The following is a 25,768-nucleotide window of genomic DNA, read 5'->3' as shown; positions in this document are numbered from 1 at the left end:
CCCGGACGTGGCCGCGCTGACCGGCAGCCAGGAGCCGGCCGGCTCGCCGCGACGGCACGGCGTCGCCCATCACTCAGGCGGCGCTGACCAGACCCCGGGAACGGCGGCCGCCCTGGTGGACGAGCTCGGGCGGGACGACGTCGGGCACGACGTCCGGGACGACGAAGTCCTCGGCGACGGCGACCCGGTCGCTGACCTCGCTGAGCAGCACCGACAGCGGCGTCTGCAGCGCCCCGCAGATGGAGGAGAGCAGCTCGGAAGAGGCTTCCTTCTGACCGCGCTCGACCTCGGACAGGTACCCCAGGCTCACCCGGGCGGTGCTGGAGACCTCGCGCAGCGTCCGGCCCTGCTTCTGCCGCAGGTCGCGCAGGACGTCACCGAGCTCTTGGCGGAGCAGGACCACGGCGTGCTCCCCTCTCTGGCTCGGGGCGGGCGTCGGTGCAGTGGCGTGGACGGGCTGGGTCGCAGGGACCGGGACGGTGGCACGAGCGGGTGCTGGTGCGGCGGCGCGGCGGACGGTCGTGCCGCTGGGCGTCGCGGCGGGTGCGGACCCGCCTCGACGCGCCGGGACCGGAGCGGCCTTCGTCGCGCTGGAGGTGGGAGCGGTCGTCATGACGCCTGACGCCCGTCGGCCAGGAGCCACCGGGCGGGTCGTGCTGGTCCGCCGGGACGCTGGTGCGCTCCCGGCACGCCCACGGTACCCGGCAGTCGCCGCCGAGGGTGTGGGGCCATGAGATCCGTGCATGACCACTCCAACGGGCGGCGCTGGACACCTGTTCCACCGCGCCCGGGCGACGGTGAGGGCGAGGCGACGACGCCAGCAGCAGCAGCACGGGTGACGGACGGGGCGTCACGCGCCCGCCTCCTGCGGCGCCCCGAGCGCCGCGGCGAGGAGCCCGAGGGCGGCGGCGGCCGCACCGGCCCGTACCTGGGACCGGTCACCGTCGAGGTGCAGCACCCGCACCAGGGGGCGCTCGACGCCGGTGACGGCGACGACGAGCGTCCCGGCGGGGTGGCCGTCGGCCGGTCCGGGGCCGGCGACGCCCGTCGTCGCGACGGCGACGTCGGCGCCCAGCAGCCGACGGGCGCCGTCGGCCATGGCGAGCGCCACGTCGACGTGCACCGGGCCGTGCTCGTCGAGCATCTCCTGCGCGACGCCGAGCACGTCCACCTTGACCGCGGGGGCGTACGCGACGACCCCGCCGCGCAGGACCTCGGAGGCACCGGCGACCGTCGCGAGCCGGGCGCTGACCAGCCCGGCGGTCAACGACTCCGCCGTCGCGACGACGACGCCGGCGGCCCGCGCGGCGTCGAGGCACCGACGGGCGAGCCGCTCGAAGGGGTCGCCCCCTGCGCCCTGGCGAGACGTCGAGGCGGAGGCGGTCACGACGTCGGCGGGAGCGTCCGCGGGCCGAGGCGGCGTCCGCGCACCGCAGAGGCCAGGTAGTCCAGCCCCGTCACCACGGTGACCAGGGTCGCCACGAGCACCAGCCCGAGGCCCAGCCCGGGCTTCCACGCGGCGACGGCGTCGACCGTCGGCAGCAGGTACACGCCGATCGCGAGGCTCTGCAGCACCGTCTTCGCCTTGCCGCCGCGCGAGGCTGGGATGACGCCACGACGGATCACGACGAGGCGCAGCAGCGTCACGCCGAGCTCGCGCCCCAGGACGACCACGGTGATCCACCACGGCAGCTCCCCGAGCGCCGACAGCAGCACGAGCGCCGTCCCGATGAGGGCCTTGTCGGCGATGGGGTCGACGAGCTTGCCGAAGTCGGTGACGAGGTCGTGCCGCCGGGCCAGGTCTCCGTCGACCTTGTCGGTCGCGATGGCGACGGCGAAGGCCGCGAAGGCCGCGAGGCGCCACCCCGCGTCCTGGCCGCCCTCGACGAGCAGCAGCGCCCCCATCAGCGGGACGAGCAGCACCCGCAGCACGGTGAGCGCGTTGGCGACGTTCCAGGCGCTCGCCGTGCCGTCGGCGTGACGACGGGCGACCAGCCACGACGTCATGGCACCGGCTCCGCGACGAGGTCGGCGCCGGCCCAGCCGGTGACGACCGCCTCGACCAGCTCACCGACCCGCGGCCGCGGCGCACCGGGCGGCAGGTGGACCTCGGTGGCGCCGTCGACCTCGGGGCCCTGGTGCTCGGCGCGCCCGACGACGAGCGCCCGCGCGTCGGGGCCGTCGGCCCCCTCGTCGACGTCCTCCTCCACGAGCACCCGCACCCGCTCGCCGACGCGCTCGGCGGCCCGCTCGTCGACGAGCGCCTCGACGAGCTGCTCCAGGTGCGCGCGGCGCTCCTCCACGACGGCCGCCGGCAGGTGACCGTCGAGGCGCGCTGCCTCGGTGCCGTCCTCGTCGGAGTAGCCGAAGACACCCGTGACGTCCATCCGCGCCGCCTCGAGGAAGGTCGCGAGCTCCTCGACGTCGGCCTCGGTCTCCCCGGGGAAGCCGACGATGACGTTGGAGCGCACCCCGGCGCGCGGCGCCAGCGCGCGCACCCGCTCCAGCAGGGCGAGGAAGTGCTCGGTGCCGCCGAAGCGCCGCATCCGGCGCAGGACGGTCGGCGAGGCGTGCTGGAAGGACAGGTCGAAGTAGTCGGCGACGCCCTCGGTGCCGGCGACCGCCTCCAGCAGGCCCGGGCGCACCTCGGCCGGCTGCAGGTAGGTGACGCGCACCCGCTCCAGCCCCTCGACGGCGGCCAGGCGCGGCAGCAGCTGCTCCAGGGACCGCAGGTCCCCGAGGTCCTTGCCGTAGGACGTGGAGTTCTCGCTGACGAGCAGGACCTCGCGCACGCCCTGCTCGGCCAGCCACCGCGCCTCGGCCAGCACGTCCTGCGGAGGTCGCGAGAGGTAGGCGCCGCGGAAGGCCGGGATGGCGCAGAAGGTGCACCGCCGGTCGCAGCCCGAGGCGAGCTTGAGCGGCGCCCACGGACGGCCGGGGTCGAGCAGCCGACGCAGCACGGGCGGTCCGGACGCCGGCGCCAGCCCCGCGGCCCGCTCGTCGGCCGCCCGCTCCCCGGCGGCCTGCTCGTCCGGGCTCGACGTGCCGGCCCCGTGCCCCGGCGTCGCGACGGCGCTCCCCCGGCGGGCGACGGGGCTCAGCGGCAGCAGCGAGCGCCGGTCCCGGGGCACGTGGCTGGCCGGCCGGTGCCCGGCGAGGACGTCGTCGAGGTGGCCGGCCAGGTCGGCGTAGGAGTCGAAGCCGAGGACGGCGTCGGCCTCGGGCAGCTGCTCGGCCAGCTCGGTGCCGTACCGCTCGGCCATGCACCCGACGGCGACGACGGCCCTCGTCCGGCCGGTCTCCTTGAGCTCTCCCGCCTCGAGCAGCGCGTCGACCGAGTCCTTCTTCGCCTGCTCGACGAAGCCGCAGGTGTTGACGACGGCGACGTCGGCCTCGGCGGCGTCCTCGACCAGCGACCAGCCGGCCCCCGCGAGCCGCCCGGCCAGCTCGGAGGAGTCCACCTCGTTGCGCACGCACCCGAGGGTCACGAGCGCGACCGAGCGACCCGCCGTGGGGGCGGTCTGGGGCGTCGGCGACGTCGGGCTCATCCCGACCACTGTAGGGGCCGGGTGCGGGCGTCCCGAGACCTCAGGGAGCCCCCTCGACCAGCGCGCGCAGCGAGCGGGTGGGCCGGAGCCACGCGCCCTCGGGCGGGAGGTTGTCGAGGCGGATGCGCGGCAGCGGCATGGTGAACGCGCCGGGCACCTCCTCGAGGTCGATGAAGGTGAGCAGGTCGGACTCCTGCGCGTAGCCCGCCACCTCGGAGAAGGCGATGACGACGCACTCCACGCCGGCCCGCGCGAGGTCCTCCAGCGGCTCGCGGAAGTTGCGCCCGTCGGCGCTCGCGACGACGACGCGGGCGAGCGGCCCCTCCTTCGCCCGGCGCGAGATGTGCTCGAGCATCGCCTCGTCGACGTCGTCCTCGGGCCGGGACTTCGGGCGGGCGAACACCGAGAACCCGAAGGAGCGCACCGCCTCGACCCACGGGCGCACGCTGGCGACGTGGGAGGGGTTGATGTTGGTGAAGACGCACCCCTCCACCTCGTGGTCGCCGGCCGTCCCGACGAGCCAGCGGCCGACCGCGTCGAAGCGTGGGCGCGAGGACGGCGACGGGCGCTCGCCGATGACGTTGGCGAGCGTCATGTCGATGTTCGGCGCGTCCCAGACCAGCAGGTCCAGGGGCGGGGCGGGCGGCGTGCCGTCGCCCTCGGGGTCGGCCACCACCTCGGCCGCAGCCTCCTCCACGACGCTCATGCGCGCCTCACCGTCCCGTCAGCTGCCATGCGTCGTCGCCACCCTCGTCGTCGTCGTCGGACCAGTCGGCACCGTCGTCGTAGCGCTGCGGCGGCGGGGGCAGGCCGGCGTCCCACTCGTCCTCGCCCGGTGCTCCGTAGCCGCCGGTCGGCTGCGGCGGCGCCGGCTCGACCTCGACGGCCTGGTCGTAGGCCTGGTCGGGGTTCCCACCGCCGGGCACCGGGTCCCCGCGCAGCCGGGCGAGGGTGTCCTCGAGGTCGTCGGGGCGCACGAGCACGTCGCGGGCCTTCGAGCCCTCGCTCGGCCCGACGACCCCGCGCGACTCGAGCAGGTCCATGAGCCGGCCGGCCTTGGCGAAGCCGACGCGCAGCTTGCGCTGGAGCATCGACGTCGAGCCGAACTGGGTGGTGACGACGAGCTCGGTGGCCTGGAGCAGGAGCTCCAGGTCGTCGCCGATCTCCTCGTCGACCTTCTTCTCCGGCGCCGCGACGACGACGTCCTCGCGGTAGACCGGTGCCAGCTGCTGCTTGACGTGGGCGACGACGGCGCCGATCTCGGCCTCGGTGACCCACGCCCCCTGCACGCGCATCGTCTTGGAGCTGCCCATCGGCAGGAAGAGGGCGTCGCCCTGGCCGATGAGCTTCTCGGCGCCCGGCTGGTCCAGGACGACACGGGAGTCGGCCAGCGAGCTCGTCGCGAAGGCCAGCCGCGAGGGCACGTTGGCCTTGATGATGCCCGTGACGACGTCGACGCTCGGGCGCTGGGTCGCCAGCACCAGGTGGATGCCCGCCGCCCGCGCGAGCTGGGTGATGCGCTGGATCGAGGCCTCGACGTCGCGGGGGGCGACCATCATGAGGTCGGCCAGCTCGTCGACGACGACGAGCAGGTACGGGTAGGGCTGCAGCGTCCGCTCGCTGCCGGGCTTGGGGGTCACCCGCCCCGCGCGCACGGCCGCGTTGAAGTCGTCGACGTGCTTGAAGCCGTACGTCGCGAGGTCGTCGTAGCGCGTGTCCATCTCCCGGACCACCCACTCCAGGGCCTCGGCGGCCTTCTTGGGGTTGGTGATGATGGGGGTGATGAGGTGGGGGATGCCCTCGTAGATCGTCAGCTCGACCCGCTTGGGGTCGACGAGCACGAGCCGCACCTCGTCGGGCGTGGCCCGCATGAGCACCGAGGTGATCATCGCGTTGACGAAGCCGGACTTGCCGGCGCCGGTGGCACCCGCGACGAGCAGGTGCGGGGTCTTCGCGAGGTTCGCGACGACGTAGCCGCCCTCGACGTCCTTGCCGACGCCCATGACGAGCGGGTGGGCCTGGTTGCGGGCGGCCTGGCTGCGCAGCACGTCGCCCAGCGACACGGTCTCGCGGTCGGCGTTGGGGATCTCGATGCCGATGGCCGAGCGGCCCGGGATCGGGGACAGGATGCGCACGTCGGCGCTCGCGACCGCGTAGGCGATGTTCTTGCTCAGCGCCGTGACCCGCTCGACCTTGACGCCCGTGCCGAGCTCGACCTCGTAGCGCGTGACGGTCGGGCCGCGGCTGAAGCCGGTGACGGCGGCGTCGATGTCGAAGCTGTCGAGCACGCCGGTCAACGCCTCGACGACCCGGTCGTTGGCGACGCTGCGGGCCTTGTGCGGCGAGCCCGGCGTCAGGACGTCGGACGGCGGCAGGCTGTAGGTGATGTCACCACCCAGCAGCAGCTGCTCCACGCGCTGCGGCAGCTGGCTGACCGGCGGCGCCTCCAGCTCCTCCGGGGTCGAGCTGGGCACCTTCTGCCCGGGCGGGGCGCCGCGGCGGCGCCCCTTCGCGGCCGCGGCCGGCGCGCCGTCCCCCTGCGCCTCGGGCGCGGGACCGCCCGGCTGCTGCACCTGCTGCTGCGTCGTCGCCTCGACGGGGTCGAGCGCCTGGGCACCCTGGTCGTCCCGCGGCCGCGGGGTGCCGCGGCGGCGAGGTCGCGCCGGCGCCTCCTCGTCCCCGGCCGCCGACCAGCCCGGGGGCTCCTCGGCCGCGGGGCCCGCCGACGCCTCGTCCCGGCCGCGGGCCCGCAGCCGCTCGGCGGCCCGTCGCGCGCGACCGCCGGAGGGCTCCTCGGCCGGCGTCTCCTCGTGGGCCTCCGGCCCGGCGTCGTCGCGGCGCCGTCCGCGCCGGCCCCGCGGCCGCGGGGCCTCGCCGTCGGCCTGGTGGTGCTCGTCCTCGTCGTCCCCGCGCCCGAGCACGCGGTCGCGCAGGGCGCCGAGCCGCTCGGGGACGGCGTGCACGGGCGTGGCGGTGAGCACGAGGAGCCCGAAGACGCCCAGCAGCACGAGCACCGGGACGGTGACGACGGGCGAGGCGCCCACGGACAGCGGCACGGCCGCGAGCCAGCCCACCGCCCCGCCGCCGCTGCGCAGCACCGGCCACGTGGACGGCGCGTCGGCGCCGACGGCGACCAGGTGCACGAGGCCGCAGACCGCGAGGAGGAGGGAGGCCATGCCGACCCAGGACCGCCCCGGGCGCGCCGGCCTGTCGGGGTGGCGCATGAGGCGCACGGCGGCCACGAGCAGCAGGACGGGGACGAGCAGCCCGACGAGGCCGAAGGCACCGGCGACGACGAGGTGGACGCCCTGACCGAGGGTGCCCGTGATGCCCCACCACTCCCGCGCCGCCACGAGGACGCCGAGGGCGAGCAGGAGGAAGGCCAGGCCGTCGCGGCGGTGGGCCGGGTCGAGGTCGCGGGCGCCGTCGCCGACGCGGCGGACCGTCCCGCCGACGACGTGCGACGTCCCCGTCCACAGGCCCTTGGCGGCGCGGCCGGCGACCGAGGCGCCCGTGCGCGGCGGCGAGCCCTTGCCCCCGCCGGCGTCCTTCGCGGCGGCCGAGGAGCCCCTGGAGGAGGGCTTGGCGGCGCCGCCCCGGGTGCTCCCGCCGCCGGAGCGGCGCGCCGTCGTCGTGCCGCGCGTCGCCATACCGGCACCGTAGCCGGGCCCGCCGACGGCGCGGACGAGCCGCAGCGGCGCGGCGGGCACCGGCCGCGCCTGGACCTCAGCCGTCCCGCGGCGTCGTCGAGAGGGTCCCCCGGCCGTCACGGCGCCATCGGCGTCCCGCGCTGTCCGTGAAGGTCAGCTCGGCGACGCGCCACTGCTCCTTCTTCATGACCGGCCTGATGGTGCCGGGGTAGGCGTCCACGTGGTCGGGGAAGTACCAGCCGTACGTCGGCTCGCCGTCGCGGGTGAAGTACCGGCCGGGAGGGACCACGAGCATGGTCGCGTCCCGCCACCCCTTGTAGTCCGGCGACAGGAAGCGCACGGTCACGTCGTGGACCGGGGCGTCCGAGACGTTGTGGAGGACGAACCCGTCCTGGCGGCTCCCGCGGTCGTCGAGGTGGACGGCGACCCAGGCCGAGACGCCGCGCGCCTGGAGCTCGCGGCGGTCCTCCTCCGCCCGCGCGTCGCGCGCCGACTCGATCCGCAGCACCCGACCGGCGTGGGTCGCGGCGACGGCCGCCGCTCCCAGCGCGAGGGCCGAGACGAGCACGCCCAGCCAGGTCGGGAGGTCGCCGAGGTCCACCTCAGGCGCTGACGACGACGGGCACGATCATCGGCTTGCGCCGCAGCTTGCCCGAGGCGAAGCGGCCGACGACGCGGCGCACCACCTGCTGCAGCTGGTGGGTGTCGGTGGTGCCGTTCGCGGCGGCCTGCTCCAGCGCCTGCACCACCTGCCCGCGGACCTGGGAGAAGACCGCCGAGTCCTCCGCGACGCCACGGGCGTGGATCTCGGGCCCGGCGACGACGGCGCCGGAGGAGGCGTCCACCGCGACGAAGACGGAGATGAAGCCCTCGTCGCCGAGGATGCGGCGGTCCTTGAGGTCGGCGTCGGTGATCGCCCCGACGCTGGAGCCGTCGACGTAGACGTACCCGCACGGCACGGCGCCGGCGACCCGCGCGACGCCGCCCTTCAAGTCCACCGCCACGCCGTCCTCGGCCATGATCACCCGCTGGCGCGGCACGCCCGTCGCGACGGCGAGGTCGGCGTTGGCGTGCAGGTGCCGGTGCTCGCCGTGGATCGGCAGGACGTTCTTCGGGCGCACGATGTTGTAGCAGTACAGGAGCTCGCCGGCGCTGGCGTGCCCCGAGACGTGCACCCGCGCGTTGCCCGAGTGCACGACCTTGGCGCCCAGGCGCGTGAGCCCGTTGATGACGCGGAAGACGGCGTTCTCGTTGCCGGGGATGAGCGAGGACGCCAGCACGACGGTGTCGCCGCGGCCCACCCGCACCCGGTGGTCGTTGTTCGCCATCCGCGACAGCGCGGCCATCGGCTCGCCCTGGCTGCCGGTGCACATGAGGACGACCTTGTGCTGGGGCAGGTCGTCGACGGCCTTGACGTCGACGAGGACCTTGTCCGGCACCGTGAGGTAGCCCAGCTCGGCGGCGATGCCCATGTTGCGGACCATCGAGCGACCCACGAGGGCCACGCGCCGGCCCGAGCGCGCCGCGGCGTCGAGCACCATCTGCACGCGGTGCACGTGGGAGGCGAAGGACGCCACGATGATGCGCCGCTCGGCCGTGCGGAAGACCCGGTCCAGGGCCGGCTCGATCTCCCGCTCGCTCATCGTGAAGCCGGGGACCTCGGCGTTGGTGGAGTCGACGCAGAAGAGGTCGACGCCCTCCTCCCCGAGGCGGGCGAAGGCCCGCAGGTCGGTGATGCGCCCGTCCAGCGGCAGCTGGTCCATCTTGAAGTCACCGGTCAGCAGCACCGAGCCGGCCCTGGTCCGCACCATCACGGCGAGCGCGTCGGGGATCGAGTGGTTGACGGCGACGTACTCGGTCCCGAAGGGCCCGAGCTGCTCGACCTGGCCCTCGCGCACCGTCAGCGTGTACGGCGTGATCCGGTGCTCCTTGAGCTTGGCCTCGATGAGGGCCAGCGTCAGGGTCGAGCCGACGAGGGGGATGTCCGGGCGCAGCCGCAGCAGGTAGGGCACCGCGCCGATGTGGTCCTCGTGCCCGTGGGTGAGGACGACCGCGACGACGTCCTCGAGCCGGTGGGCGATGGAGGAGAAGTCCGGGAGGATGAGGTCGACGCCGGGCTGGTGGTCCTCGGGGAAGAGGACGCCGCAGTCGACGACGAGCAGCTTGCCCTCGGTCTCCAGCACGGTCATGTTGCGCCCGACCTCGCCGAGCCCGCCCAGCGGCGTGACGCGCAGCGCGCCGTCGGCGAGTGCGGGCGGGGGGGAGAGCTCGGGGTGGGGGTGGCTCACAGCAGTCCTGCTTCCGTCAGGGCGCCCTGCAGCTGCTCCACCTGGTCCTCGTCGAGAGGGAGCAGGGGCAGCCGCACGGCGCGGGAGGTCGTGGCACCGAGCAGCTGCGCGACGGCCGAGGCCGAGGCGGCGCCCTGGGCGCGGTTCATCATGAGGTCGACGACCGGCAGCAGCCGGGCGTGGAGCGTGCGGGCGGTGGGCAGGTCACCGGCGTCGACGGCGTCGACCATCGCCCGGTAGGCGCCGGCGGCGGCGTGGCCGACGACGCTGACGACGCCGGCCGCGCCCTGCGCGAGGTGGGCGAGGTTGAGGGCGTCCTCGCCGGAGTACCAGGCGAGGTCGGTGTTCGCCATCACCTGCGAGGCGGCGTACAGGTCGTTCTTGGCGTCCTTGACCGCGACGACGCGCGGGTGCTCGGCGAGCGCCTGGAGCGTGCCGACGGCGATCGGCGTCCCCGTGCGGCCGGGGATGTCGTACAGCATGACCGGCAGCCCGGTGGCGTCCGCCACGGCGCCGAAGTGCGCCAGCAGCCCCGCCTGCGGCGGCCGGGAGTAGTACGGGGTGACGACGAGCAGCCCGTGGGCTCCCGCCACCTCGGCCGCGCGGGCCGCCTCGACGCTGGCGGCGGTGTCGTTGCCCCCGGCCCCGGCGAGCACGTGGGCGCGGGCGCCGACGGCCTCCAGGACGGCGCCGAGCAGGCGCGCCTTCTCCCCCGTCGACGTCGTCGGGGACTCCCCCGTCGTGCCGCTGAGGACCAGGCCGTCGCAGCCGGCGTCCACCAGGGTGGTCGCCAGGCGGGCCGCCGCGTCGAGGTCCACCTCGCCGTCCGCGGCGAAGGGCGTCGCCATCGCGACGAGCACCGAGCCGAAAGGACGGGCGGGCGCCGCGGGGGCTCCGGGGGTGCCCTGGGGCGTCGTCGTCAGCGGCACGGGAGCACGCTACCGACCTGCGGGACCCCCGCCGCGCACCCCGGGCCGGCGGTGGTGGCGCTGCCTCGCGGGTGAGCCCCGACGACCCTCGACGCCGACGGCCGGGTCGTCGACGGCGGACGTGCCCGCGACCCCGGCCCCTGCCGCCGGCTCCCCGGGGCCCGCCTCACGCCGGAGGCCACCGGGTGCGCTCGCCCCGGTGGGCAGCTCGACGGTGCGGCCGTGCTCGGCCGCCTCGCGCTGCGCGGCGATCGCCTCCTTCATGACGGTGGCGTAGACGTCGACGTACTCCTGGCCCGAGAGCGCGAGGACGGCCCGCATGACGTCGTCGGTGGCGGCCCGCAGCACGAAGCGGTCGCCCTCGCCGCCGGCGTAGCGGGAGAGGTCGACGGGCGGGCCGATGCGGATGCCGACGCGTCGGACCGCCGGCAGCAGCCGGCCGACGGGCTGCACCTCGGCCGTGCCGACCATGGCGACGGGCACGACGGGCACACCGGCCTCCAGGGCGAGCCTCGCCGCGCCGCTGCGGCCCCGGTGCAGCCGGCCGTCGGGGCTGCGGGTGCCCTCGGGGTAGATGCCGAGCAGCTCGCCGCGGCGCAGCACCGCCAGGCCGCTGCGCAGGGAGGCCAGGCCCGCCGCACCGCCGGAGCGGTCGACCGGCAGCTGCCCGACGCCGCGGAAGAAGGTCGCGGTGAGCCGCCCCCGGACTCCGCGGCCGGTGAAGTACTCGTCCTTGGCGAGGAAGGTCACCCGCCGGTCGAGCACGAGCGGGAGGAAGATCGAGTCGCTGAAGGACAGGTGGTTGCTGACCAGCAGGGCTCCGCCGTGGTCGGGCACGTGCTCGCGCCCCTCCACCCAGGGGCGGTAGAGCACCAGGAGCACCGGGCCGAGCACGAACCGCTTGAGCAACCAGTAGAGCACCGCGCCCCCGCCCTCCGCGTCGTCCTCGCCGTCCCGGTCTCCCGGAGGTCCTCCGGTGCGCGCAGGACTCTAGGACGGGCGAGCCCACCGGGGCGGGCGAGCGCGCCGGAGCACCGCCAGGCGGGTGGGAGCCGGCGCCTCCCGCGGGCAGGTGGCCGCCCGGCCTCGCCGGGCCAGCGCGGCCCGTGCCACCATCGTCAGATGCGCCAGCGCGACCCTCGCACCGGACGTCCCGTGGGGGCGCCGGCGCCGGCCGCCGCGGGCTCGGGCGGCCCGCTGGTCGTCCGCGGCGCCCACGCGTGGTCGGCCCCGCCCCCGGCCGGCCCGGCCCTCGTGGACGGCGTGCGCGTCGGCGCGCTCGTCCTGCACGGCTTCACCGGCAGCCCGGCGTCGGTGCGGCCGTGGGCGCAGGGCCTGCACGAGGCCGGTGCCGAGGTCGCCGTCCCCCGGCTGCCCGGGCACGGCACGAGCGTGGAGGACCTCGACCGCTCCTCCTGGCGCGACTGGTACTCCCTGGCCCGAGCGGACCTGCACCTGCTGCGGGCTCGCTGCGACGTCGTCGTGGTCGCCGGGCTGTCGATGGGCGGCGCGCTCGCCCTCCGCCTGGCGGCCCGCGAGGAGGACGCCGTCGACGCCCTCGCCCTCGTCAACCCGGCGGTCCTGCTCGGCGACCCACGGCTCGCGGCGCTGCCGCTGCTGCGGCTGGTCCGGCGCAGCGTCCCGGGAGTGGCGAGCGACATCGCCGCGCCGGGGCGCGACGAGATCGGCTACGACCGCGTGCCCCTGCGGGCGCTCGCGTCCTTCGTCGAGCTCATGGCCGGGGTCCGCGCAGACCTCTCCCGGGTGCACCAGCCGGTGCTCGTCGCCAGCTCGCGCACCGACCACGTCGTCCCGCCGACGAGCGCCGCGCGGGTGCGCGAGGGGGTCTCCTCGCGCGACGTCCGCGACGTGCGCCTGGAGCGCAGCTTCCACGTCGCGACGCTCGACCACGACCTGCCGGTGGTCGTCGAGGAGACCCTGCGGCTGGCCCGCGACGTCGCGGGAGACCGTGCGGGAACGGCTACGGGGACGCGCGCGGGGGCCCCCGCGTGAGCGAGCGGGGTCAGGGGCGCGGGGAGGACCCGGTCGACGTCGACGCGGCCTGGGCGGAGATCGTCGCGCGCTGGGAGCAGCCGCCGGGCTCGCGCCCGGCCGGAGAGCGGGGCTCCTCGGCAGGGGACGGCGCCCGGCCCGTCGTCGAGGACCAGCAGGCCCCGCCGGAGGCCGCGCCCGCGGCCGAGGACGGCAGCGCCGCCGACGCCGCCGCCGAGGGCACCCCCGACGCGGACGCCGCCGCCGAGCAGGTCAGCGACCCGCCCGCCGCGGACGAGGCGACTCCCGAGCCAGCCCCGGCCCCCACCCCGGCTCCGCGCGGCTGGGCCGACGACGCCGTCGCCGGGGACCGGCGCCCGACGCCCCGGGAGCCTGAGCCCGAGCCGGAGGACCACTTCGTCCCGCCGCCCCTGCCGCCCACCCCGCCGGTGACGCCCCTCGTGCGGGCCGCGTGGGTGGGCGCCCTGGGCGGGCCTGCCCTGCTGCTCGTCTGCGCCCTGGTGTGGCGCGACGCGCCGACGCTCGTCGTCGTGGCCGGGGTCGCCGCCTTCGTCGCCGGCTTCGCCGTCCTCGTCTCGCGCCTGCCCCGCTCGCGCGACGAGGACGGCGACGACGGCGCGGTGGTCTGAGGGGGTCGGCCACGAGCCCGGGCGCCGACGACGGCACCGGCATCGGCATCGGCATCGGCATCGGCATCACCCAGGCGGCCCGGGAGGCCGGGCTCTCGGTGCACACGCTCCGGTACTACGAGGACCAGGGCCTGCTCCGGCCCGACCGCGACGTCGGCGGCCGGCGCACCTACCGCCCCGACGACCTCCGCCGGCTGCGCTTCGTGCGGCAGATGCGTCGCTCCGGCATGTCGATGCAGGCGCTGCGGCGGTACGTCGCCCTCTCCGACGCCGGGCCGGCGACCGTCCCGGAGCGCCAGCAGATGATGCTCGACCACGCGGCACGGGTCGCGGCGGACATGCAGGACCTGGCCGAGGCGCTCGCGACGACCCGGCACAAGATCCGTACCTACGACGGCCACCCCGAGCCCTGACCCGGACCCTGACCCGAGCCCCCTCGAGCCCCCGGGGCGGCCGTCGGTCGGCGCGGCTTGACCTCGAGCGCGCTCGAGCTCCCAGGGTGAGCGCCATGACGCGCGACCACCTCCCCGCCCCCTCCGCCACCACTCCCTCCGCCACCGGCCCCTCCGCCACCGCCACCGGCTCGTTGCCGTCGCGCACCCTCGGTGACCCGGCCTCGGGGAGCGCCCTGCGCGTGTCCGCGCTGGGGCTGGGGTGCATGGGCATGAGCGAGTTCTACGGCCCGAGCAACGAGCGGGAGTCGCTCGCGACCATCGCGGCCTTCTGCGACGCGGGGGGCACGCTGCTGGACACCGCCGACATGTACGGCCCCTTCACCAACGAGCAGCTGGTCGGCCGAGCCGTCGCCCAGCGTCGCGAGCAGGTGGTCGTGGCCACCAAGGTCGGCATCCGGCGCCGGCCCGACGGCTCTCGCTCCGTCGACGGCCGCCCGGAGCACGTCCGGGCGGCCTGCGAGGCCAGCCTGCGGCGCCTCGGCGTCGAGCACGTCGACCTGTACTACCAGCACCGCGTGGACCCGGACGTGCCCGTGGAGGAGACCTGGGGAGCCCTGGCGGACCTCGTCCGCGCCGGGCACGTCCGCCACCTGGGGATCAGCGAGGCCGCTCCGGAGACGCTGCGCCGCGCCCACGCCGTCCACCCGGTCACCGCCGTGCAGACCGAGTGGTCGCTGTGGTCCCGGGACGTCGAGGTGGACGGCGTGCTCGCGACCGCCCGCGAGCTCGGCGTCGGGGTCGTGCCCTACTCGCCGCTGGGCCGCGGGTTCCTCTCGGGCGCCCTGCGCGACCGGGCGGCCTTGGCCTCCGACGACTTCCGCCGGTCCGACCCCCGTCTCCAGGACGGCCGGCTCCCGTCCAACCTGCGGCTCGTGGAGCAGGTGCAGGCCCTCGCCGCCGAGCTCGACGCCACCGCCGCCCAGGTCGCCCTGGCCTGGCTCCTGGCGCAGGGGCCCGACGTCGTCCCGATCCCGGGCACCCGGCGAGCAGGCCGGCTCGCCGAGAACCTGGCCGCCGTCGACGTCGTCCTGGGCACCGACCTCCTCGCCCGCCTGGACCGCACCCTGCCCGTGGGGGCGGACGTCGGGGACCGCTACGCGGACATGAGCCCGCTGCGGCGCTGAGCGGCGGCGGCGGTCACGACGAGGTCGACGACGACGGCCCGGTGGTCGCTCGCGGCACCCGTCGCGAGGACCTCCGCCCGCATCGGCTCGACGCCCCGCGCCAGCACCGCGTCGATGCGGGCACGCGGGCGGGAGGCCGGGAAGGTGGCGCCACCGCCGCCGGCGCCCTCGTCGGCGCCGGCCGCGACCTGTGCCCAGCAGTCCCGGCCGCCCGGCGCCACCGCCGACCACGACGGCCCGCCGGGGTGCTCGTTGAGGTCGGCGCCCACGACGACCGGCAGGTCGTCCGGCTCGCCGAGGTCTCGGGCCAGGAGCCCGGGCACCTCGGCCAGCCGGGCCGCGTGGTCGCGGCGCTCGCCCTCGACGAGGCCCAGGTGGGCCGCGAGGACGACGAGGCGCCGCCCGCCCGGTCGCCGGAGCACCGCCGCGGCGACGCCGCGGACCGGCGTCGTGAGGCCCCGCACCGGCAGGGCGGCGGCCCGGGCGACGTCGACGGCCAGGCGCGGGGCGACCAGCACGAGGTTCCCGGCGGCGGGGCGGCCGGCGGCCGCGACGAGCAGGCCGCTGCGGCGGGCGAGGTCGGCCGCCCGCGGCACCGTCCGCAGGCCCCGTGGCCCCTCCTGCAGCAGCGCGACGTCGCAGCGGGCCTCCCGCAGCACGTGCGCCACGGCGCCCGCGCCCGCGCGCAGCCCGTGGACGTTCCAGGTCAGCACACGCAGGACGTCGGGCGCCGGCGCCGGGCGCGCCCCGCTCACCCCCAGCCCCGGGAGAGGTCGGCGGCGCCGACGAGACCGGCGTCGGGGCCCAGCTCGGCGAGCAGCACCCGCGCCTCCGGCCGGTACCCGCGGCCGGTCAGCGTGCGGCGGAACTCCTCCCGCGCCGGGCGCAGGAGCAGCTCGCCGGCGTCGCTGACGCCCCCGCCGACGACGAAGGTGCCCGGGTCCAGGGCGGCGGCCAGGTTGGCCAGCCCGGTGCCGAGCCACCGGCCGGTGTCCTCGACGATCTCGACGGCCGCCGGGTCGCCGGCGCGCGCGGCGGCGGTGACGACCGGCCCGCGCACGGTCTCGGGGTCGCCACCCGCCTCCGCCAGCAGGCCCAGGGCGAAGGGCGAGCGGCCGCGCGCGAGCTCGCGGCCCTCGCGCCCGAGGGCGTTGCCGGAGGCGTACTGCTCCCAGCAGCCGCGGTTGCCGCACTCGCACCGGTGCCCGCCGGGCACCAGCACCATGTGGCCGAACTCCCCCTCGATGCCGTAGCGCCCCCGCTGGAGCCGGCCCTCGGTCACGACGGCACCGCCGATGCCGGTGCCGAGCGTGAGGCACACCAGGCGCGGCTCCCCGCGCCCCGCGCCGAAGCGGTACTCGGCCCAGGCCGCCGCGTTGGCGTCGTTCTCCACCAGCGTGCGCCGCCCGACCCGCCGCCCGAGGCGGTGGCGGACCCGCGCCTCGACGGCCTCGCGCAGCGGCTCGTCACGCCAGGCTAGGTGCGGGGAGAACAGGACGGTCGAGCGCGTCGCGTCCACGAAGCCGGCCGCGCCGATGCCCACCGAGACGACCTCGTGGCGCGCCGACAGCTCCGCGACGAGCTCGGCGATGAGGTCCTCGACCGCCTGCGGGCTTCGGGTCGGCGTCTCCCGGCGGGCCCGGGCGACGACGCGGCCGCGGCCGTCGACGACGCCGGCGGCGACCTTCGTGCCGCCGATGTCGATGCCGATGGCCAGCCCGTCGCCGATGACGGCGCGCCGCGCCTGCCGGCGCAGCCGCTCCCCGGCCTGCGCCCTGCGCAGCCGGCGGACCTCGTCGACCTCGGCGCGGCGGAAGAGCGGCTCGCGCGAGCGCCGCGCCTCCCGGCGGCGCTCGGCGGGGGTCGCACCGCGGCCCTGCGCGCGAGCGGCGGGCGGGCGGGGGCGCCTGCGCGCCGAGGAGGGCTCGGCGGGCTCGGCCGGCTCGGGATGGGGCGGCTGGCTCACCCGCGCGCCGCCAGGTGCGCCACGCCCACCATCCCGGCGTCGTTGCCGAGGACGGCCGGCTCGATCCGCGCGAGCTCGCGGTGCTGGGCGGCCGTCAGGGCGCCGGCGAAGGCCCGGCGCATGGGCGCGAGGAGCATGTCCCCCGCCGAGCTCACTCCTCCGCCGACGAGCACCAGCCCCGGGTCCAGGACGGCGGCCAGGCTGGCTGCACCCTCGCCGAGCCAGCGGCCGAGGGTCGCCACGAGCGCCAGCGCGGCCTCGTCGCCCTCCTCGGCCGCCCGTGTCACGTGCGGGCCGGTGACGGCGCCCGGGTCCCCGCCGGCGAGCTCCAGCAGCCGCGCCGCCCCCGTCGGGTCGGTGCCGGCGAGCGCGCGAGCCCATCGGACCAGGGCCTGGCCGGAGCCGTACTGCTCGAAGCAGCCCGTGCGCCCGCAGCCGCACTGGTGGCCGTCGGGGACGACGCGCAGGTGGCCGACCTCGGCACCCATGCCGCCGGTGCCGCGCACGAGCTCGCCGTCCAGCACGACGCCGCCGCCGAGGCCCGTGCCCACCGTGAGCAGCAGCATGTCGCGCGTCCCCTGGCCGCCGCCGTGGACGAACTCCCCCCACGCGGCGGCGTTCGCGTCGTTCTCCACGACGACGGGCAGCTCGACGCGCTTCTCGACCTCCTCGCGCAGCGGCTCGTGGCGCCAGGCGAGGTTGGGCGCGAAGACGACGGTGGAGCGGGAGGCGTCGATGTACCCGGCCGCCGCGACCCCCACCGCGGTGACGTCGTGCTCGGCCCGCAGCTCGGCGACGGCGTCGGCGACGGCGTCCTCGATGGCCTCGGGGTCGGTGGCGGGGGTGACCCGCCGCGTGCGTGCCGCGACGGTGCCGTCCGCCTCGACGACCCCCGCGGCGATCTTCGTCCCGCCGATGTCCACGCCGATCGTGCTCATCTCGCTCCTGTCCTGGGGGTGCCGCGGGCGGGGCCTCGCGGCGCGTGCGGAGGGTGCGGGGGTCGCCGGGGGGCGTCAGCCGCTGGCGGCGCGGCGCGCCAGCTCGGTGAGGGCGGTGGTCGTGAGCGTCCGCTCGGCGCGCCGGCGCAGCGGCCCGGGCAGGGGCACGCGCAGCTCGACCCCGAGGTCGTAGCGGACGTCGGTGCCGCCGTCGGCGCGGGCGGCCAGGACGTAGGAGCCGTCCAGGTCGGCGAGGACCCGGCCGGGCTCGTCGACGTGCCAACGGACCGTCCCGGTGCCGTCGTCGGCGACGTCCCATCCGTAGGCCAGCACGTACTCGTCGGCGAGCGGGCCGCCCTCGACGCGGAAGCGTGCCCGCGCGGGCCGGCCGTCGGCACCCGCGTCGAGCACCTCGACCGTGCGGACCGACGCCGCCCACGAGGGGTAGGCCTCCAGGTCGGCGACGACGGCGAGCACCCGCTCCGGGGGCGCGTCCACGACCGCGGAGGAGGAGGTGCGCTCAGCCATGCGCGCGAGGCTAGCGCTCGACCCCCGTGGCCTCGGGGCGACGACGCCCGCCGCGCCCAGGGCGGTGCACCTAGGCTGGGGGGCCGGCCCGGGGAGGTGCCGGGTGCGGCGCCCGGCCGGCACCCGAGCCCGGGCGTCCCAGCGAGGGAGCCGTCCGTGCGCGAGTCCAGCCGCCCCGCCGTCGTCGAGGTCGACCCCCGCCGCCACCTCGCCGGGCTGGTCCTCGAGAACGCCACGGACTGCCCCGACGCCGTGGGCCTGCGACGCCCAGACGGCGAGGGCGGGTGGCGCGACGTCACCTGGTCCACCTTCCGCGACGAGGTCGAGGCGCTGGCCAGAGGGCTCGTGGGTGCCGGCGTCCAGGCGGGCGACCGCGTCGCCCTCCTCGCTCGCACCCGCTACGAGTGGACGCTCGCCGACTTCGCCATCTGGACCGCGGGCGCCGTCACGGTGCCCGTCTACGAGACCTCCTCCCGCGACCAGGTGGCGTGGACGCTGGAGAACTCCGGCGCCCGTGTCGCGCTCGTCGAGAGCGCCGAGCACGCCGCCCTGGTGGCACGAGCCAGGGCCGAGGGCGAGGACGACGCCACGTGGACCTTCGACGACGACGGCCTGGCCCCGCTCGTGGCGCTCGGCGCCGACGTCGACGCCGGTGAGCTGGACCGTCGTCGCGCCACCCTCTCCGGGGACTCGCTCGCGACGGTCATCTACACCTCGGGCACGACCGGCCGGCCGAGGGGCGTCGAGCTGACCCACGGCAACTTCCTCGTGCTCGCCGAGAACACCGCCGCGGTGCTCAAGGAGGAGGTGCTCGCCGACGACGCCAGCACCCTGCTGTTCCTGCCGCTGGCCCACGTGCTGGCCCGCTTCATCCAGGTCCTCGCCGTCGTGGCGCGCACCCCGGTCGGCCACACCGCCGACGTCAAGCAGCTGGCGGCCGACCTGGCCTCCTACCAGCCGACGTACGTCCTGTCGGTGCCGCGCGTCTTCGAGAAGATCTACAACGGGGCCGAGGCCAAGGCCGACGCCGCCGGCAGGGGCGACCTCTTCCGGCGTGCCGCCGGGGTCGCCGAGCGGTGGAGCCGGGCCCAGGACACCGGCGGGCCCTCGCTGGCGCTGCGGCTGCAGCACGCCCTCTTCGACCGGCTCGTCTACGCCCGGCTGCGCGCGGCCATGGGCGGGCGCCTCGCCTTCGCCGTCTCCGGCGGGGCGCCCCTCGGCGAGCGGCTCGGCCACTTCTTCCGCGGCGTCGGCGTCACGATCCTCGAGGGCTACGGCCTCACCGAGTCCACGGCGCCGACCGCCTGCACCCGGCCGGGCGAGGTGCGCATCGGCACCGTCGGCCCGCCCATGCCCGGCACGGCGCTGCGGGTCGACGACGAGGGCGAGGTGCAGCTCAAGGGCCCGAACGTGCTGCGCGGGTACTGGCGCGACGAGGAGGCCACTCGCGAGGCCTTCGTCGACGGCTGGTTCCGCACCGGCGACCTCGGCCACGTCGACGACGACGGCTTCCTGCGGATCACCGGGCGCACGAAGGAGATCATCGTCACCGCGTCGGGCAAGAACGTCGCCCCCGCCGTCCTGGAGGACCGGCTGCGCGCCCACCCGCTCGTGAGCCAGTGCATGGTCGTCGGCGACGGCAGGCCCTACGTCGCAGCGCTCGTCAGCCTCGACCCCGACATGCTCCCGATCTGGCTGCGCAACAACGACCTGCCCGAGGTCGACGCGGAGAAGGCGGCCGACGTGCCCGAGGTGGTCGCCGAGGTGCAGAGGGCGGTCGACGCGGCCAACGAGGCCGTCTCCCGGGCCGAGTCCGTCCGCCGCTTCGTCCTGCTGCCCGGCGACCTCACCGAGGAGTCCGGCCACCTCACCCCCTCGCTCAAGCTCAAGCGGACGGTCGTCCTCGCGGACTACGCGCGCGAGGTGGAGGCGCTCTACCCCTGACCCGGCCCTGGCAGGCGCAGCGCCGGGTCGGGGCCCGGTGGCAGCGGGACGTCGGGGTCGAGCAGGCGCGCCAGCCGCTCGACCTGCTCCGGCCAGGACCACGTCGCGGTGACCCACTGCCGGCCGGCCGCGCCGAGGGCGCGGGCCCGGTCGCGGTCGGCGAGCAGCTCGGCGACGGCGTCGGCGACGGCGCCGACGTCCCGGCCGTCGACGACGACCCCGCTGCGGCCGTCGAGGACCGCGTCGGGGGCGCCGCCGGAGCGGCCGACGACGACGGGCAGGCCGGTCGCGGCGGCCTCGAGGTAGCAGATGCCGAGGGCCTCGGGCTCCAGGCCGAGCAGCCGCGTGCGGGTGGGCACGGCGAAGACGTCGCCGGCGGCGTGGTGGGACGGGGTGTCGGCCCACGGGACCCGGCCGGCGAGCACGACGTCACGCTCGACGCCCAGGCGCCGGGCGAGCCGCTCGACCCGCCGCCGCCCGGGGCCGTCGCCGACGACGAGCAGCGCCGCCCCCGGGACCCGCGCGCGCACCGCCGGCCAGGCCCGCACGAGCGTGTCCTGCCCCTTGCGCGCGACGACGCGCGACACGCACACCACGACGGGCCGCCCGGTCAGCCCGTGGGCCGCGCGGACGGCGTCGCCGTCGGCGGCCGGGGAGAAGACGTCGGCGTCGACGCCGGGGACGAGACGTCGCAGGCGCGCGCGCCCCTCGCAGGAGAGCGGCCGGGCGATGCGCGAGGCGCACCACGGGCCCAGCGCGGTGAGGACGTCGACCCGGTCGCCGATCGCGCGCAGCGCCCGGCGCGTCCCGGGCAGGGTCGACCACCACACCTCGTGCCCGTGCGTCGTGGCCACCACGCGCCGCACGCCGGCCCGGCGGAGCGCCGGCGCCATGAGGGCGAGCGGGGCCGCCGCGCCGAACCAGACGCGGTCGCAGCCGTGCGCACGGGCGGTCGCGGCGACGCGGCGCGTGACCGCCGGGGTCGGCACGAGCAGCCGCGCCGGGTCGCGCACCACGGCGTGCGGGCGGGCGGCGTCGTAGGCGGCGTCGCCGTCCTGGCGGGCGGTGTGGACGACGACGTCCTCCGGCGGCAGCCGCGCGACGACCGCCGCGACGAAGGTCTCGATGCCCCCGGTGCGCGGCGGGTAGTCGTTGGTGACGACGAGGGTGCGGCCACCGGCCGCCCGCCCCGCACCGGCCGGGCCCGCCACCTCAGCTCCCGCCCGCCGCGAGGGACCCGAGGTCGGCGAGCCACTGCTGCTCCAGCTCGACGAGCGTGACGCCGAGGACCTCCGGCACCGCCCGCTCGGCCGGGAGCGGGGCGACGGCGGCCTCCTGCTGCGTGGCGGCGCGACCGGCGCTCGCCCGCACGAGGTCGAGCAGCGCCTGGCGGCCGTGGCGCTGCTCGACCGTGCGCGCGGCCAGGAAGGACTGGCCGTAGGCGGGCGCGACGTCCCCGCCCGTCGGGTCGAAGGCCGCCGGGCCGGGCAGCGCCGTCGGGCCGTCGCCGGCGCGCACGGCGGCCAGCGTCCCCGCAGCGACGACCTCGGGGGGCAGGACGTCGTCGTCGGCGCCGGCCGTGGCGCCGCCGTAGGCGACGAGCTCGGCGAAGCCCTCGGACAGCCACGGCGGCGGGTCGTCGGCGGCGCCGGCACGGACGGCGACGTGCGTCGTCTCGTGCGTGAGGACGACGGCGCGGCCGAGCTCGCCGAGCTGATCGAGGGCGGCGGGGTTGACGACGACGCGGTCGACGGCGCCCTCGGCGCCGGGCTCGCCCGAGGCACGGTCGGCGCCCGTCGTCAGCGCGGCCAGCTGGTCGAGACCCGTGACGTCGGGGCTGGCTCCCCCGGCGCGCCCGAGCAGCCGGGCGAGCTGGTCGAGGTCGGCCGGGACGTGCAGGACGGTGCGCCGGGGCCAGCCGGTGCCCCACGCCGCGTCGACCTGGCGGGCCGCGGCGTCGCCGAGGACGGCCTGCTCCGCCAGGACGGCGCGGGGCGCCGTGCCGACGACGAAGGTGCGCTCCCCCGCGACGACGTCGACCAGGCCGAGGTCCCAGGGGTCGGGCCGGCCCGGCGTCTCCCCGTCGCCCACGAGGACCAGCCCTGCGTCCTGCTCCTCGACGGCGAAGGAGCGGTGCCGCACCTGCGGCACCTCGTCGACGCCCTCGAGCCGGTAGGACAGCAGGGTGTCGGCCTCCCAGCTCCCGGGGCGCCCGGCAGGGCCCGGGCCCACCGCGACGACGTCGTAGGACCACTCGGCCAGCGGCAGCCGGGTCAGGCCCTCGACCAGGTCGACCTGCCGGGCCGCGAAGGCGCTGGCGGCGGGGTCGACGCCCGCGAGGACCCCGCCCACGTCCCCGGCGAGGACCGCTGCGGAGCGGGCCGCCAGCAGCTCCTCCAGCGCGACCCGCCGCCCGGCGTCCGCGGACGTGGCTGCGGTGCTCGCCTCCTCGGCGGCCGGCGCGCCCGTCCCCGGCACCCGCCCGAGGGCGGCCAGCACGCCGAGGAGCACGAGCACGGCACCGGCGACCGCGAGGACCAGCGCGGCCCGGGCACGACCGGTCTGGGCCGGGCCTCTCCGCCGCCTGTCCCCCGAGGTCTCGGCGCCGGCCACCTCAGCCGGCCCGGGTCGCTCCACGGCGCGCATCGTAGGCGGGAGGACGAGACCCGCTCCGGGCCTCGCAGGCGGCGGCGTCGGGGCGCGGCGCGGCGACGGGCACGAGCCGCAGCCGGGGCACGAGCCCCGCCCCGGCGAGGACGTCGAGCGCGGCGCGCTCGGCGTCGTCCAGGCCGTCGGCGGGGGCCTCCAGCAGCGCCCCGCTCTCCTCCAGCCACCGGCGCCCGACCACCGGCACGCCCACCGGTACCGCCGTCGGCGCCGCACGGGGCGCCGTGACCTGCGGCGACCCGGACTGGGGCGGCATCCCGAGCAGGACGGTGACGACGCAGCCGGAGCAGGCGGGGCCGCGGACGGCGCAGCGCTCGCAGTCGACGATCATGGGGACTCCTCCCTCGGGCGACGGCCGAGGGAGTCCCCGACCGGTGCGCCGGACGCTAGGGACGACCCCCGACAACGCCGCCCGCCGGCCTCTCGCGGGCCCCCCACGACCCGCCCCGCAGCGCCCGGAGCACTCGGCGGGCGCGGCGGGCCCGGGCGTCGTCGGGGGTCGCCCCTACCGTCCGCGCCATGCCCGCCCCGACCACCCTCGACGCCCCGGCCACCCTCGACGCCCCGGCCACCCTCGACGCCGCGGCCACCCCGGCGGCCCGCCCCGTCCGGGTGCCCGTGCAGACCTCGCTCGACGACCTCGGGACGCCGCTGCAGGACGTCACCTTCGTCGTCGTCGACCTCGAGACGACGGGCGGCTCGGCGCGCACCGACGCCATCACCGAGATCGGCGCGGTCAAGGTCCGCGGCGGCGAGGTCGTCGGCGAGCTCGCGACGCTGGTCGACCCGGGCGGTCCCATCCCGCCGCTCATCACCGTCCTCACGGGCATCACCGACGCCATGGTCTGCGGCGCCCCACCGGTCGAGGAGGTGCTGCCCGCCTTCTGGGAGCTCGCGGGCGACGCCGTGCTCGTCGCCCACAACGCCCGCTTCGACACCGGCTTCCTCAAGGCCGCCGGGGCACGCGGCGGGCGGGCGTGGCCGGGCAACGAGGTGCTGTGCACCGTCGCGCTCTCCCGGGCCGTGCTGCCCCGCGGCGAGGTGCGCGACCACAAGCTCGCCACGCTCGCGGCCCACCTGGGCGCGACCACGACGCCGACCCACCGCGCCCTCGACGACGCCCGCGCCACCGTCGACGTCCTGCACGGGCTGCTCGAGCGGCTCGGCGGGGTCGGCGTCCGCACGCTGGAGGACCTGCGCGAGCAGGTGCAGGCCGGCGCCCGCCTGTCGCCGCAGCGCCGCGCCCGGCGCCACCTCGCCGAGGGGCTGCCGTCCGCGCCAGGGGTGTACGTCTTCCAGGACGCCCTCGGGGAGGTCCTCTACGTCGGCACGTCGCGCGACATCCGCCGACGGGTGCGCAGCTACTTCACCGCGGGCGAGACCCGAGCCCGCATGGACCAGATGGTCGCCCGCGCGGCACGCGTCGTCCCGGTCCCCTGCCCGACCCCGCTGGAGGCGGCCGTCCGCGAGCTCCGGCTGCTCGACGAGCACCGACCCGCCTACAACCGCCGCTCCACCCGCCCGGAGCGGGGACGCTGGGTCAAGCTCACCGAGGAGCCCTACCCACGCCTGTCGGTGGTCTCCCGCGTCGCCGACGACGGCGCCACCTACCTCGGGCCGCTGCGCAGCACGCAGGCCGCCGGGCTCGCCGTCGAGGCCCTGCACGAGGCGCACGCGCTGCGCCGGTGCGGCGGACGGCTGCCGCGGCGCCCCTCCCCGACCGCCACCGCCTGCGCGCTCGCCGAGCTCGGCCGCTGCGGCGCGCCCTGCACGGGGGCGCAGTCGCACGAGCAGTACGCGGCCGTCGTCGAGCAGGCGCGCACGAGCCTCGCCGGGGACGCCCGCCCGGTCGTCGCGGCGGGCCTGCGCCGGGCCGCCGACGCCGCCGCCCGGGAGCGGTACGAGGAGGCCGCCTGCCACCGCGACAGGCTGCGCGCCTTCCTCGACGCGGCGAGCGCCCACGACCGGCTCGCCCCGCTCGCCGCCCTGCGCGAGCTGGTCGCGGCGCGACGTCGCCCCGCCGAGGACGGCGGCGGCTGGGAGCTGGTGCTCGTCCGCCACGGCCGCCTCGCCGGCAGCGCGGTAGCGCCTGCCGGCACCGACCCGATGCCCGTCGTCGCCTCGCTCCACGCCACCGGCGAGGTCGTCGAGGCGCCGCCCGGCCCGGCCCCCGCCGCGCTGGTCGAGGAGACCGCGCTTCTCGCGCGCTGGCTGGAGCAGGACAGCGTCCGCCTCGTCGAGCTCGACGGCACCTGGTCCAGCCCCCTGCACGGCGCCGCCGGGCTCGCCGACGGCCTGCGCCTGCCGGCCCTCCTCACCTCGGCCGGCGGCGCGGAGGACCTCGCCCTCGAGCCGCCGTCCGGTGGCGAGGTCACCCGCGGGACCCGGTGACTCTCACCCTCACGTCGAGGTTCACAGGTACAGGTCGTCGACGGGCCCTTGGCTCGGGGGCGCGCTCAGGAGCGCGCGGCGCTGATCCAGCGGTCGAGCACGTCGGCGGCGGCGCCGGAGTCGACCGACGTCGCGGCACGGTCGAGCGCCGAGCGCATCCGGGCGAGCAGGTCCCCGCCCCGGCCCTCGGCGGCGACGAGCGCGGCGGCGGCGTTGAGGAGCACGGCGTCGCGGACGGGCCCGCGGGTGCCAGCCAGGAGCTCGCGCACGACGGCCGCGTTCTCCGCGGGCCCCCCGCCGCGCAGGTCCTCGGGCCGCGCGCGGTCGAGGCCGAGGTCGGCGGCGTCGAGGACGAGCTCCTCGACGGCGGCGGTGCCGCCGGGAGCCCCGCCGGTCTCGACGTCGCCCACGGCCCACCACACCGTCGACGGCGCGGTCGTCGTCAGCTCGTCGAGGCCGTCGCCGCCCCGCACGACGAGGACGTCGACGCCCCGCCCGGCCAGGACGCCCGCCACCAGCGGCGCCGAGCGCACGTCCGCCACCCCGACGGCCATGGCCGCCGGCCGCGCCGGGTTGCACAGCGGTCCCAGGAGGTTGAAGGCCGTGGGGACGCCGAGCTCGCGGCGCACCGGCCCGGCGTGGCGCACCGACGGGTGGAAGACCGGCGCGAAGCAGAAGGTGATGCCCACCTCGACGGC

General features: G+C 77.5%; 23 protein-coding genes and 1 pseudogene. 6 read left to right on the top strand and 18 right to left on the bottom strand.

What is annotated here, in order from left to right; all coding sequences use genetic code 11:
- Positions 1 to 73: 73 nt before the first annotated feature.
- From WDV86_RS13590 to WDV86_RS13545, 10 genes are all read right to left on the bottom strand, one after another.
- Positions 74 to 403 (bottom strand): helix-turn-helix domain-containing protein, encoded by a 330-nt coding sequence (locus WDV86_RS13590; RefSeq protein ID WP_339568171.1) that lies wholly within the window; start codon positions 401 to 403, stop codon positions 74 to 76.
- Positions 404 to 850: 447 nt separating this feature from the next.
- Positions 851 to 1,387: a CinA family protein gene (locus WDV86_RS13585; protein ID WP_339568170.1), complete on the bottom strand. Its 537-nt coding sequence runs from the start codon at positions 1,385 to 1,387 to the stop codon at positions 851 to 853.
- The gene (gene pgsA, locus WDV86_RS13580; protein ID WP_339568169.1) at positions 1,384 to 2,007 is read right to left on the bottom strand and encodes a CDP-diacylglycerol--glycerol-3-phosphate 3-phosphatidyltransferase; all 624 of its coding nucleotides are present in this window, start codon (positions 2,005 to 2,007) and stop codon (positions 1,384 to 1,386) included. Before pgsA ends, WDV86_RS13585 begins: the two co-directional genes overlap by 4 nt.
- Positions 2,004 to 3,548 (bottom strand): 30S ribosomal protein S12 methylthiotransferase RimO, encoded by a 1,545-nt coding sequence (gene rimO / locus WDV86_RS13575; protein ID WP_339568168.1) that lies wholly within the window; start codon positions 3,546 to 3,548, stop codon positions 2,004 to 2,006. Before rimO ends, pgsA begins: the two co-directional genes overlap by 4 nt.
- Before the next feature lie 40 nt (positions 3,549 to 3,588).
- Positions 3,589 to 4,254, bottom strand: coding sequence for an NYN domain-containing protein (locus WDV86_RS13570; RefSeq protein WP_339568167.1), 666 nt, complete (start codon positions 4,252 to 4,254; stop codon positions 3,589 to 3,591).
- A 7-nt stretch (positions 4,255 to 4,261) separates the two neighbouring features.
- Positions 4,262 to 7,198 (bottom strand): DNA translocase FtsK, encoded by a 2,937-nt coding sequence (locus WDV86_RS13565; RefSeq protein ID WP_339568166.1) that lies wholly within the window; start codon positions 7,196 to 7,198, stop codon positions 4,262 to 4,264.
- A gap of 76 nt (positions 7,199 to 7,274) precedes the next feature.
- Entirely contained in the window at positions 7,275 to 7,799 is a 525-nt protein-coding gene (locus tag WDV86_RS13560) for a hypothetical protein (protein ID WP_339568165.1), read from the bottom strand.
- A gap of 1 nt (position 7,800) precedes the next feature.
- Complete coding sequence (locus WDV86_RS13555; RefSeq protein ID WP_339568164.1) at positions 7,801 to 9,486, bottom strand: ribonuclease J; 1,686 nt, start codon at positions 9,484 to 9,486, stop codon at positions 7,801 to 7,803.
- Positions 9,483 to 10,415, bottom strand: coding sequence for a 4-hydroxy-tetrahydrodipicolinate synthase (gene dapA / locus WDV86_RS13550; RefSeq protein WP_339568163.1), 933 nt, complete (start codon positions 10,413 to 10,415; stop codon positions 9,483 to 9,485). The genes WDV86_RS13555 and dapA overlap by 4 nt, the downstream gene beginning before the upstream one ends.
- A gap of 9 nt (positions 10,416 to 10,424) precedes the next feature.
- Complete coding sequence (locus WDV86_RS13545; RefSeq protein ID WP_339568162.1) at positions 10,425 to 11,336, bottom strand: lysophospholipid acyltransferase family protein; 912 nt, start codon at positions 11,334 to 11,336, stop codon at positions 10,425 to 10,427.
- 201 nt (positions 11,337 to 11,537) lie between these two features.
- On the opposite strand from WDV86_RS13545, the gene WDV86_RS13540 reads away from it, so the two are divergent.
- The 4 genes from WDV86_RS13540 to WDV86_RS13525 all read left to right on the top strand — a co-directional run bounded on the left by WDV86_RS13540 (position 11,538) and on the right by WDV86_RS13525 (position 14,636).
- Positions 11,538 to 12,428, top strand: coding sequence for an alpha/beta hydrolase (locus WDV86_RS13540; RefSeq protein ID WP_339568161.1), 891 nt, complete (start codon positions 11,538 to 11,540; stop codon positions 12,426 to 12,428).
- A complete protein-coding gene (locus WDV86_RS13535; protein ID WP_339568160.1) occupies positions 12,425 to 13,057 on the top strand; it encodes a hypothetical protein in 633 nt (210 codons plus the stop codon). The genes WDV86_RS13540 and WDV86_RS13535 overlap by 4 nt, the downstream gene beginning before the upstream one ends.
- Complete coding sequence (locus WDV86_RS13530; protein WP_339568574.1) at positions 13,054 to 13,470, top strand: MerR family transcriptional regulator; 417 nt, start codon at positions 13,054 to 13,056, stop codon at positions 13,468 to 13,470. The genes WDV86_RS13535 and WDV86_RS13530 overlap by 4 nt, the downstream gene beginning before the upstream one ends.
- Before the next feature lie 173 nt (positions 13,471 to 13,643).
- Positions 13,644 to 14,636 (top strand): aldo/keto reductase, encoded by a 993-nt coding sequence (locus WDV86_RS13525; RefSeq protein ID WP_445263089.1) that lies wholly within the window; start codon positions 13,644 to 13,646, stop codon positions 14,634 to 14,636.
- On the opposite strand, the gene WDV86_RS13520 is transcribed toward WDV86_RS13525, so the two are convergent.
- The 4 genes from WDV86_RS13520 to WDV86_RS13505 form a co-directional block, all read right to left on the bottom strand.
- Positions 14,606 to 15,391 (bottom strand): endonuclease/exonuclease/phosphatase family protein, encoded by a 786-nt coding sequence (locus WDV86_RS13520; protein WP_339568158.1) that lies wholly within the window; start codon positions 15,389 to 15,391, stop codon positions 14,606 to 14,608. The genes WDV86_RS13525 and WDV86_RS13520 overlap by 31 nt on opposite strands.
- The gene (locus tag WDV86_RS13515; protein ID WP_445263088.1) at positions 15,388 to 16,392 is read right to left on the bottom strand and encodes an ROK family glucokinase; all 1,005 of its coding nucleotides are present in this window, start codon (positions 16,390 to 16,392) and stop codon (positions 15,388 to 15,390) included. Before WDV86_RS13515 ends, WDV86_RS13520 begins: the two co-directional genes overlap by 4 nt.
- 206 nt (positions 16,393 to 16,598) lie before the next feature.
- Positions 16,599 to 17,540 carry an ROK family glucokinase gene (locus WDV86_RS13510; RefSeq protein WP_339568156.1) on the bottom strand — a complete coding sequence of 314 codons (942 nt, stop codon included), beginning with the start codon at positions 17,538 to 17,540 and terminating at the stop codon, positions 16,599 to 16,601.
- Positions 17,541 to 17,615: 75 nt separating this feature from the next.
- Positions 17,616 to 18,068 (bottom strand): SRPBCC family protein, encoded by a 453-nt coding sequence (locus tag WDV86_RS13505; RefSeq protein WP_339568155.1) that lies wholly within the window; start codon positions 18,066 to 18,068, stop codon positions 17,616 to 17,618.
- Between the two features lie 156 nt (positions 18,069 to 18,224).
- Here WDV86_RS13505 and WDV86_RS13500 point away from each other — a divergent pair, with 156 nt between their 5' ends.
- Positions 18,225 to 20,012: an AMP-dependent synthetase/ligase gene (locus tag WDV86_RS13500; protein ID WP_339568154.1), complete on the top strand. Its 1,788-nt coding sequence runs from the start codon at positions 18,225 to 18,227 to the stop codon at positions 20,010 to 20,012.
- Here WDV86_RS13500 and WDV86_RS13495 read toward each other — a convergent pair.
- The 3 genes from WDV86_RS13495 to WDV86_RS13485 are packed head-to-tail and all read right to left on the bottom strand — an operon-like array spanning position 20,003 to position 23,010.
- Positions 20,003 to 21,223 carry a glycosyltransferase family 4 protein gene (locus WDV86_RS13495; protein ID WP_339568153.1) on the bottom strand — a complete coding sequence of 407 codons (1,221 nt, stop codon included), beginning with the start codon at positions 21,221 to 21,223 and terminating at the stop codon, positions 20,003 to 20,005. The genes WDV86_RS13500 and WDV86_RS13495 overlap by 10 nt on opposite strands.
- 1 nt (position 21,224) lies before the next feature.
- Positions 21,225 to 22,649: a hypothetical protein gene (locus tag WDV86_RS13490; protein WP_339568152.1), complete on the bottom strand. Its 1,425-nt coding sequence runs from the start codon at positions 22,647 to 22,649 to the stop codon at positions 21,225 to 21,227.
- Positions 22,627 to 23,010, bottom strand: coding sequence for a hypothetical protein (locus WDV86_RS13485; protein ID WP_339568151.1), 384 nt, complete (start codon positions 23,008 to 23,010; stop codon positions 22,627 to 22,629). The genes WDV86_RS13490 and WDV86_RS13485 overlap by 23 nt, the downstream gene beginning before the upstream one ends.
- Positions 23,011 to 23,198: 188 nt before the next feature.
- On the opposite strand from WDV86_RS13485, the gene WDV86_RS13480 reads away from it, so the two are divergent.
- A complete protein-coding gene (locus WDV86_RS13480; protein ID WP_339568150.1) occupies positions 23,199 to 25,070 on the top strand; it encodes a DEDD exonuclease domain-containing protein in 1,872 nt (623 codons plus the stop codon).
- A 65-nt stretch (positions 25,071 to 25,135) separates the two neighbouring features.
- On the opposite strand, the pseudogene WDV86_RS13475 reads toward WDV86_RS13480, so the two are convergent.
- Positions 25,136 to 25,768 (bottom strand): annotated as a pseudogene (locus WDV86_RS13475) (anthranilate phosphoribosyltransferase); the annotation flags it as partial.

The organism is Pseudokineococcus sp. 1T1Z-3 (genome assembly GCF_037482365.1).
Classification (GTDB): Bacteria; Actinomycetota; Actinomycetes; order Actinomycetales; family Quadrisphaeraceae; genus Pseudokineococcus.
The sequence above is the reverse complement of the archived record's forward strand: the minus strand, read 5'-3'. Positions and strand labels throughout refer to the sequence as shown.